Below are 9,555 nucleotides of genomic sequence, written 5' to 3' on the forward strand. Positions count from 1 at the left end.
GCTCACCACGAAGGCCACCAGTGTGGCCGCCGCCACCGCCGCGGCAAAGAGCGCCTTGAGCCGCCGGTAGCTCCTGATCTCCTCCCCCAGCGCGGGGCCGGGCGTTTCCACATGCAGGGACATATCAGGGCAGGCGGTAGACGTGGCCCTCGATGGGGCCGACTTCCTGCATGGACATCCACTCGCCGAACACGGCGTCGGGGTCGATGTCCGCGCACTCGTCCGGATAGAGCCAGGTGGCGGTGTACAGGGCGCCGATGAGCTTGCCCAGGCCGCCGGCACAGAAGCCGGTGGTGCAGTAGAGGTTCTTGTTCTGGACGGCCTTCAGGTCGGACCAGCCGGGGCGGCTGACCATCTCGGCGGTCATCTCCTCATACATCTCCTGGGTGGGGGGCGTATACACGCCGGTATTCTTCAGGGCCGGGCCCGAGCTGGTCTTGATGATGAGGTCGGGGTCGGCCAGCAGGATGGCCTCGGGGTCGATGTCCTTGCCCGCCAGGCTCTCGTCGCCGAAAATGTTGATGGCCCCGGCGGAGACCAGCATGTTGTGCCAGCCGTCGTTGGAGGTGCCGGGGATGCAGGTGGTGTAGGGATCGCCGTACTCCCAGTAGACGGTCTTTTTCTCGGTCACGTTGGCCAGGCATGCGTCCAGCTTCTGCTGGTTCTCCTCATAGAACGCCCTGAGCTCGGCCGCCTTCTCCTCCACATCGAAGATCCGTCCCACGGCCTCGATCTGGTTGACCAGGTCCGCGTTGTCCCAGCCGGTGACCACCAGCACCTTGATACCGAAGGGTTCCAGCATCTCCTGGTCCTGCTCATAGGTGCCGTTCTTAGGGGTGATGAGGACCTGAGCCCCCAGATCCACGATCTTCTCGTAGTTCAGCTCGCTCTGGCCCTTGCCGATCACGTTGTCAGGGTCGAACTGGCTCCAATAGACCCGGTCCTGGGCGGTATTGGTGTCCACGGCGATGACGCGGTCAATGGCGCCGCAGGCGCGGATCAGCTCGCTGTTGTAGCGGTTGGCCACCACGGCCCGCTCCACAGGCCAGGGGATCTCCACTTCACGGCCCAGGCCGTCCACCACCACCTTCGTGGTGGGCTCTTCGGCGTCGGGCGTGGCGGTGGGCGCTGTGGTCCCGATGGGTGCGGGGGTGCTCTGGGCCTCCTGGCCGCCGCAGCCGGCCAGGAGGGAAAGGCTGAGGGTCAGCGCCAGGAACAGGGCGAGGGTTCGTTTCATGTCGGTTCTCCTTCTCTGTTTTAAAATATGTAAGGCCACAGGGCGCGTTCCCGCGTCCCGCAGCGGCTTACAGGCAAAAAAAGATTTCCTGTCGGCACAGCAGCGACAGGAAATCTCGGGCATAAAAAATTCCGTCCTCTGATGGTCCGTCAGATTACGACGCAAGGCATTCTGTCCAAGTATCCTGGCTCGGGTTCCCCGCCGCCGTGCGACTTCCCAGACCCCTCGGGTCCAGTGTCCTAACTGCACAGCGGCTCCCCCTTACAGTGGCGGCACCGCACCGGAATTACACCGGTTTCCATAAAACAGAAGCGTATATTTAATTGTATATTTTAGTATAAGCCTCCTTCCGTGGTCTGTCAAGAAAAATTCCCGGCCCGGCCCCTTTCCGCGCGTCTTTTTCCACCCCATTTCCTCCTTGTGCGCCCCCTTCAATAGTGATATAATATTTCGACTGAAATCGAAACAAACTGGAAAGGGGCCAATGCTCATGTCTCACTCTTATAAGGAAGCGTTCATCACGTTCATGGTGCGCTCCGGCGTGCTCACCTTCGGCGACTTCACCACCAAATCCGGACGCAGGACCCCCTACTTCATCAACACCGGCAACTACAAGACCGGCGCCCAGGCCAGCCAGCTGGGGGACTACTACGCCGCCTGCATCCAGAAGCACTTCCCCGACGGGGTGGACTGCCTCTTCGGCCCCGCCTACAAGGGCATCCCCCTGGCGGTGGCGGCGGCCTCCTCCCTCTACCGGAACTACGGTCGGGACCTCCCCTACTGCTTCAACCGCAAGGAGGCCAAGGACCACGGCGAAGGCGGCGTCATGGTGGGCTACAAACCCCAGGACGGCGACCGGGTGGCCATTGTGGAGGACGTGGTCACCGCCGGCACCGCCGTGCGGGAGTCCATCGCCCTTTTCCAGCAGGTGGCCGATGTGTCCATCCGGGCCCTCTTCGTCTCCGTGGACCGCATGGAGCGGGGCACCCGGGACTGCTCCACCCTGGACGAGCTCCGGGAGGATTATGGCATCACCGTCTGTCCCATCGTCACCGTCCGGGAGATCATCGCCTTCCTCCACAACCGGGAGGTGGACGGCAAGGTCTATATCGACGACGCCGTAAAGGCCCGCATGGAGACCTACCTGGCGGAGTACGGGGCCCGTTGAGCGCCGGCGGCGGGCGGGGCCTTTCAGAAAGGGGGCGGCGGCGTGGGACTCCATGACGGACACCGCAAACGGCTCAAGGCCCAGTTTCTCTCCCACGGGGAGGATTTTCACGACCACCAGCTCCTGGAACTTCTGCTGTGCTACGCCATCCCTCAGGGGGACGTGAACGAGCTCTCCCACGCCCTGCTGGAGCGGTTCGGCTCCCTGGCCGGCGTCATGGACGCCCTGCCCGAATCCCTCCAGCAGGTCCCCGGGGTGGGGGAGCACACCGCCGTCCTTCTCAAGCTGGTGCCCAAGCTGGCGGGGCGGTACGACCGGGACCGGGCCAGCCTGGGCACCGTCCTCAACTCCACCCGGGCCGCCGGGGAATTCCTGGCCCCCTATTTTCGCCAGGGCGCCCGGAACGAGATGGTCTATCTGGTGTGTATGGACGCCAAGCGCAAGGTGCTGGGCGTGCACAAGCTGGGCGAGGGCTCGGTGAACGCCGCCGACATCACCTCCCGCAAGGTGGTGGAGACCGCCCTGGCTCAAAATGCCACCACCGCCATCCTGGCCCACAACCACATCTCCGGCCTGGCCCTCCCATCCCAGGCCGACCTGACCACCACCCGCAGACTCCGGGCCGTTCTCCGGGAGGTGGGGGTGGAGCTCTCCGACCACCTCATCTTCGCCGACGACGACATGGTCTCCCTCCGGGACAGCGGCCTGTTTGAGGGGTATGGGGCGGAGGTGCCGGATTTTTAATGAGAGGGTTCTTTTCCCCTTGCAATAGAACATTTGTTTTGATATAATATCGGACGGATGTACGATTTCCGCCCTCTTTGGAGGCGGCGGCAGGCCGCCCCTTCGGAATCTTACGCCTGTGAGGAGGTCTTACCTATGCCTGACTTTAAAGTGGTCTCCCCCTATGAGCCCGCCGGGGACCAGCCCGAGGCCATCGCGGCCCTGGCCGCGGGCATCGAGAACGGGCTGAGCGAGCAGGCCCTGCTGGGCGTCACCGGCTCCGGCAAGACCTTCACCATGGCCAAGGTCATCGAGAAGGTCCAGAAGCCCACCCTGGTGCTGGCCCACAACAAGACGCTGGCCGCCCAGCTCTGCGCCGAATTCAAGGAATTCTTCCCGGACAACGCCGTGGAATATTTCGTCAGCTACTACGACTACTATCAGCCCGAGGCCTATATCCCCCACACCGACACCTTCATCGAGAAGGACTCCGCCACCAACGATGAGATCGACCGGCTGCGTCTCTCCGCTACCGCCTCCCTCATCGAGCGGCGGGACGTCATCGTGGTCTCCTCCGTCTCCTGCATCTACGGCCTGGGCGAGCCGGACGACTATGCCAAGATGATGGTCCCCCTGCGGGTGGGCGCCGAGTTCCCCCGGGATGAGCTCCTCAGGCGCCTGGTGGAGATCCGCTACGAGCGCAACGACATCGCCTTTGAGAGGAACATGTTCCGGGTGCGGGGGGACACGGTAGAGGTCTGGCCCGCCTATTTCAAGGATACCGCCATCCGCATCGAGTACTTCGGCGACGAGATCGACCGTCTCAGCGAGATCAATGTGGTCACCGGCACCCCGGTCCGGCGGCTGGAGCACCTGCCCATCTTCCCCGCCAGCCACTACATCACCCCCAAGGAGAAGATGGACAAGGCCATCGGGGAGATCTACCGGGAGCTGGAGGAGCGGGTGGCCTTCTTTGAGTCCCGGAACATGCTGGTGGAGGCCCAGCGCATCAAGCAGCGCACCCTCTACGACATTGAGATGATGCAGGAGCTGGGCTATTGCTCCGGCATCGAGAACTACTCCCGCGTCATCGCCGGGCGGCCCGTGGGTTCCGCCCCCATGACCCTGATGGACTACTTCCCCAAAGATTTTCTCCTGTTCATCGACGAGTCCCATGTCACCCTGCCCCAGGTCCGGGCCATGTACAACGGGGACCGGGCCCGCAAGACCACCCTGGTGGACTACGGCTTCCGCCTCCCCTGCGCGTTTGACAACCGGCCGCTGAAATTTGAGGAATTCGAGCAGCGGGTCAACCAGGTGGTGTACGTCTCGGCCACGCCGGGGGAGTATGAGCGCACCCGGGCGGGGCAGATCGTGGAGCAGGTCATCCGCCCCACCGGACTGCTGGACCCCCGCATCGACGTGCGGCCCGTGGAGGGCCAGATCGACGATCTGATCGGCGAGATCAACGACCGGACGGCCCGGAAGGAGCGGGTGCTGGTCACCACCCTCACCAAAAAGATGGCGGAGGACCTGACCGCCTATCTGAAAAACGCCGGCATCAAGGTGCAGTATATGCACCACGATATCGACACCATCGAGCGGCAGGAGATCATCCGGGACCTGCGGCTGGGGACCTACGACGTGCTGGTGGGCATCAACCTCCTGCGGGAGGGCCTGGACCTGCCGGAGGTGAGCCTGGTGGCCATTCTGGACGCGGACAAGGAGGGCTTCCTCCGCAGCGAGACCTCCCTCATCCAGACCATCGGGCGGGCCGCCCGGAACGCCGACGGCCTTGTGGTCATGTACGCCGACAAGATGACTCCCTCCATGATGGCGGCCATCGGCGAGACCGAGCGGCGGCGGAAGAAGCAGGACGCCTATAACAGGGCCCGCGGCATCGTGCCCAGGACCATCATCAAATCCGTTCGGGACGTCATCGAGCTCTCCGCCGAAGAGGAGGAGACCGAGCAGCTCATGCGCCGCAAGACCAAGCTCTCCAAAAAGGAGCGGGACGCCGCCGTGGAAAAGCTGGAAAAGGAGATGCGGGAGGCCAGCAAGCGGCTGGAGTTCAAGTACGCCGCCGTCCTCCGCGACCGCATCATCGAGCTGAGATGGAAGTAATTTTATTTTGTGATTGGGACCACCGCATATAAAGAGGTGATAAAATGGGCCGGCTTCACAGGCTGCCAAACTATGACTATGGGCAGGAAGGCTGCTATTTTATCACTTTCTGTACCAAGAGAAGGGCCCCTATATTGTCCCGGATCGTGGGGCGCGCATGATCACCGCCCTCAAGCGCTTTACAAATCAGGACATGCAAAACGACCTCTGGCAGGGCGGCTTCCACGACCACATCATCCGCAGTGAGGCCGATTATCTGCGGATATGGGCATATATGGACCAAAACCCGGCCAAGTGGCGGGAGGACCGCTATCACGAGGAGGCGTATCCATGAAAAGGCCGAGAATCCGGATCACACTGATCGACAGGAAGGGTCCCTGCGGCTGCCACAGGGGGCACAAGGTGGGGGACAGCTTCGACTTTGACACGGAACGGGGACAACTGTGCCCCATGGCCATGCACGTGGCCTTCCCCTATGTGGACATCCTGCGCTACGGCGGCGCGCTCCCCGGCCAGGAACCGGGTACCGCCGTATTCGCCTGCCCGGATGTGGACACCCTGAATATATTCCGGATCGAACGTACGGACCCCCTGGACGCCCCCGCCGGCGGGGGCGTATCCTCGATCTGAAAGGAGCGTGTGTGATGTCCAGATGGAGGGCCATCCCCCTGTTTCAGAGGGTCCTGCTGGTGATGCTGGCCGCGATGCCGGTTTTCTTTGCGGCGCTCTACTTCATCCTCAACGGCCGGCTCGGCGTGGAATACGGCGGCTCCCTGCTGCTCCGGTCTGTTCAGGGGGAAACCACGCTCTATGCCGGCCGGGTGGATGGGAAGGAGGCCGTCTTTGCGGTCTCTCCCGACGGCAGGGTGACATACCGCTTCGACGGCGGCGACTATGGCCCCTATATCGTCGTCGAGGACCCCGGCGCCGTCCCCCGGGACCACGATATGGCCGATGTGCTCACCGGTGTGGAGGTGCGCCGCGGGGATGAGATCCTATTCCGAGGCGGCTGGCTGGACGGCGGCATTTCCGTGCTGATCGATGAGAGCGGAGCGCCTGTGTCCTCTTTTTCCTTCTCCTGGTACGCCGGCGGCAAGGCCTATGGTCCCGACGGGCAGGAGATGGATTTCTCCCACGAGCCTTCGGTCTCCTTTCTTCTCCCTCTGGTGCTGGCGCCCGTCCTCAGGCACCGGGGGGACATATCCCTGTATTGGCTGGCCACCTGTCTGGCCGCCGTCGGCATCCTCTCCATTCTGTTTGCCGACCGGCTCTTCCGCTGGAATCTCGGATTCCTCATCCGGGACCCGGAACTGGCCGAGCCCTCCGACTGGGAGCTGTTCGGCCGCCGCCTGGGCTGGATCGTCTGCACCGGCGGCGCGCTGGTCGGCTATTTGGTCGGCGTTTTTTCCATCGTTTGACCTCGACTTTCTCCCCTGTGGAAAGATATAAAGGAGCAACAGAGCTATGCTAGACCACATCTCCGTCAAAGGCGCCCGGGCCAACAACCTGAAAAACATCGACGTCACCATCCCCCGGGACAAGCTGGTGGTGCTCACGGGCCTCTCCGGCTCCGGCAAGTCCTCCCTGGCCTTCGACACCATCTACGCAGAGGGCCAGCGCCGGTACGTGGAGTCCCTCTCCTCTTACGCCCGGATGTTCCTGGGCCAGATGGAAAAGCCCGACGTGGACTATATCGACGGCCTCTCCCCCGCCATCTCCATCGACCAGAAGACCACCTCCAAAAACCCCCGCTCCACCGTGGGCACCGTCACCGAGATCTATGACTATCTCCGCCTGCTGTGGGCCCGGGTGGGCACCCCCCACTGCCCCAAGTGCGGCAAGGAGATCCGGCAGCAGACCGTGGACCAGATCATCGATCAGGTGATGACCCTGCCGGAGGCCACCCGCATCCAGGTCATGGCCCCCGTCATCCGGGGCAAGAAGGGCGAGCATCAGAAGATCTTCGAGGACGCCCGGAAGTCCGGCTACGTCCGGGTCCGGTGTGACGGGTCCATCTACGACCTCACCGAGGAGATCAAGCTGGACAAGAACAGGAAGCACAGCATCGAGGTGGTGGTGGACCGGCTGGTCATCAAAGAGGACGTCGCCCGCCGCCTCACCGACTCGGTGGAGACCGCCGCCGGCCTCTCCGGCGGCCTGGTGGTCATCAATATCGTAAGCGAGGACCGGGACCTTCTCTTCTCCCAGAACTACGCCTGCGAGGATTGCGGCATCTCCATCGAAGAGCTGGCCCCCCGCATGTTCTCCTTCAACAACCCCTTCGGCGCCTGTCCCACCTGTACCGGTCTGGGCAGCCAGCTCAAAGTGGACCCCGCCCTCATCATCCCCAACCCCGGTCTCTCCATTCTGGAGGGCGCCATCTCCGCCTCGGGCTGGAACAACGTGAAGGGGGACTCCATCTCCCGCATGTATTTTGAGGCGCTGGCCAAGCAGTACGGCTTCAAGCTCACCACCCCGGTGAAGGATCTGCCCCCCGAGGTGCTGGACGTCATCCTCTACGGCACCAAAGGGGAGAAGCTGAAGCTCACCTACGACCGCGCCCAGGGCCAGGGCACCCTGTACCAGGCCTTTGAGGGCGTGGTCAACAATCTGGAGCGCCGCTATCGGGAGACCCAGTCCGACGCCATGCGCCGGGAGCTGGAGGACTGCATGTCCGAGCGCCCCTGCCCCGACTGCGGCGGCAAGCGACTGCGGAAAGAGGCCCTGGCCGTCACCGTGGGCGGCATCAGCATCCACGACTTCTGTCAGATGTCGGTGACCCAGGCCCTGGACTTCGTAGGCGGGCTGGAGCTCTCTCCCCAGAAGCTGCTCATCGCCGAGCGCATCCTCAAGGAGATCAAGAGCCGCCTGGGCTTTCTCCAGTCGGTGGGCCTCCAGTATCTGACCCTCAGCCGCTCCGCCGGGACCCTCTCCGGCGGCGAGAGCCAGCGCATCCGCCTGGCCACCCAGATCGGCTCCTCCCTCATGGGGGTCCTCTATATCCTGGACGAGCCCTCCATCGGCCTCCATCAGCGGGACAACGACAAGCTGCTGGCCACCCTCAAGCGGCTGCGGGACCTGGGCAACACCCTGCTGGTGGTGGAGCACGACGAGGACACCATGCGCGCAGCGGACTATATCGTGGATATCGGCCCCGGAGCCGGGGTCCACGGCGGCGAGGTGGTGGCCTGCGGCACGGCCGAGGAGGTCATGAACACCCCCGGCTCCATCACCGGCGACTACCTCTCCGGGCGGCGGAAAATCCCCGTCCCGGCGGAGCGCCGGAAGGGCAGCGGAAAATTTCTCACCGTCCGGGGGGCGGCGGAGAACAACCTGCGGCACGTGGACGTGTCCATCCCCCTGGGGACCTTCACCTGCGTCACCGGTGTGTCCGGCTCCGGCAAGTCCTCCCTGGTCAATGAGATCCTCTACAAAAAGCTGGGGGCCGATCTCAACCGGGTGAAGGTCCGCGCCGGCAGGCACGATGCCATCGAGGGGGAGGAGTATCTGGACAAGGTCATCGACATCGACCAGTCCCCCATCGGCCGTACGCCCCGCTCCAACCCCGCCACCTACACCGGCCTCTTCAACGACATCCGGGACCTCTTCGCCTCTACCCCCGACGCCAAGGCCCGGGGCTACGGGCCGGGCCGCTTCTCCTTCAACGTGCGGGGCGGGCGGTGCGAGGCCTGCTCCGGAGATGGCCTCATCAAGATCGAGATGCACTTCCTCCCGGACATCTACGTCCCCTGCGAGGTCTGCAAGGGCAAGCGCTACAACCGGGAGACCCTGGAAGTCAAGTATAAGGGCAAGAACATCTACGAGGTGCTGGATATGACCGTGGACGAAGCCCTGCCCTTCTTTGAAAATCTGCCCCGCATCTACAACAAGCTCCAGACTCTTTACGACGTGGGCCTCTCCTATGTGAAGCTGGGTCAGCCCTCCACCGAGCTCTCCGGCGGCGAGGCCCAGCGGGTGAAGCTGGCCACGGAGCTGGCCAAGCGAGCCACGGGCCGGACCATCTATATCCTGGATGAGCCCACCACGGGCCTGCACACCTACGACGTCCACAAGCTCATCGAGGTGCTCCAGCGCCTGGTGGACGCAGGGAACTCCGTCGTGGTCATTGAGCACAACCTGGACGTCATCAAGACGGCGGACTATGTCATCGACCTGGGCCCCGAGGGCGGCGACGGCGGCGGCACCATCGTCTGCACCGGCACGCCGGAGGAGGTGGCCCGGTGTGAGGCCAGCTACACCGGCCAGTACCTGAAGACCGTGCTCAATTAGGCGGGCCGGGGGG

At 63.7% G+C, this 9,555-nt stretch carries 8 protein-coding genes and 1 riboswitch; of the genes, 7 read left to right on the forward strand and 1 reads right to left on the reverse strand.

Features of this window, described 5'->3' with window-relative positions:
* Nucleotides 1–124: 124 nt before the first annotated feature.
* The gene (locus tag ABUA09_RS17370; protein ID WP_227151821.1) at nt 125–1,237 is read right to left on the reverse strand and encodes an ABC transporter substrate-binding protein; all 1,113 of its coding nucleotides are present in this window, start codon (nt 1,235–1,237) and stop codon (nt 125–127) included.
* Nucleotides 1,238–1,416: 179 nt separating this feature from the next.
* Nucleotides 1,417–1,537: riboswitch (cobalamin riboswitch) on the reverse strand.
* 190 nt (nt 1,538–1,727) lie between these two features.
* Between ABUA09_RS17370 and pyrE the strand changes: the two genes are divergently transcribed.
* From pyrE to uvrA, 7 genes are all read left to right on the forward strand, one after another.
* On the forward strand, nt 1,728–2,405 hold the full coding sequence (gene pyrE, locus ABUA09_RS17375; protein WP_279204541.1) for an orotate phosphoribosyltransferase: 678 nt from the start codon (nt 1,728–1,730) through the stop codon (nt 2,403–2,405).
* 42 nt (nt 2,406–2,447) lie between these two features.
* Complete coding sequence (locus tag ABUA09_RS17380; protein ID WP_195608487.1) at nt 2,448–3,149, forward strand: JAB domain-containing protein; 702 nt, start codon at nt 2,448–2,450, stop codon at nt 3,147–3,149.
* 135 nt (nt 3,150–3,284) lie between these two features.
* A complete protein-coding gene (gene uvrB, locus ABUA09_RS17385; RefSeq protein WP_349949571.1) occupies nt 3,285–5,252 on the forward strand; it encodes an excinuclease ABC subunit UvrB in 1,968 nt (655 codons plus the stop codon).
* Between the two features lie 157 nt (nt 5,253–5,409).
* Entirely contained in the window at nt 5,410–5,586 is a 177-nt protein-coding gene (locus tag ABUA09_RS17390; RefSeq protein WP_279204539.1) for a hypothetical protein, read from the forward strand.
* A complete protein-coding gene (locus tag ABUA09_RS17395) occupies nt 5,583–5,882 on the forward strand; it encodes a TIGR04076 family protein (RefSeq protein WP_195417248.1) in 300 nt (99 codons plus the stop codon). Before ABUA09_RS17390 ends, ABUA09_RS17395 begins: the two co-directional genes overlap by 4 nt.
* Nucleotides 5,883–5,896: 14 nt before the next feature.
* Nucleotides 5,897–6,670 carry a DUF6199 family natural product biosynthesis protein gene (locus tag ABUA09_RS17400; protein WP_195614420.1) on the forward strand — a complete coding sequence of 258 codons (774 nt, stop codon included), beginning with the start codon at nt 5,897–5,899 and terminating at the stop codon, nt 6,668–6,670.
* Nucleotides 6,671–6,716: 46 nt separating this feature from the next.
* A complete protein-coding gene (uvrA, locus tag ABUA09_RS17405) occupies nt 6,717–9,542 on the forward strand; it encodes an excinuclease ABC subunit UvrA (protein ID WP_349949572.1) in 2,826 nt (941 codons plus the stop codon).
* The last annotated feature ends 13 nt before the right edge of the window (nt 9,543–9,555 follow it).

This window comes from Intestinimonas sp. RTP31139st1_F5_RTP31139_211217 (genome assembly GCF_040226735.1).
Lineage (GTDB): Bacteria > Bacillota > Clostridia > Oscillospirales > Oscillospiraceae > Intestinimonas > Intestinimonas butyriciproducens.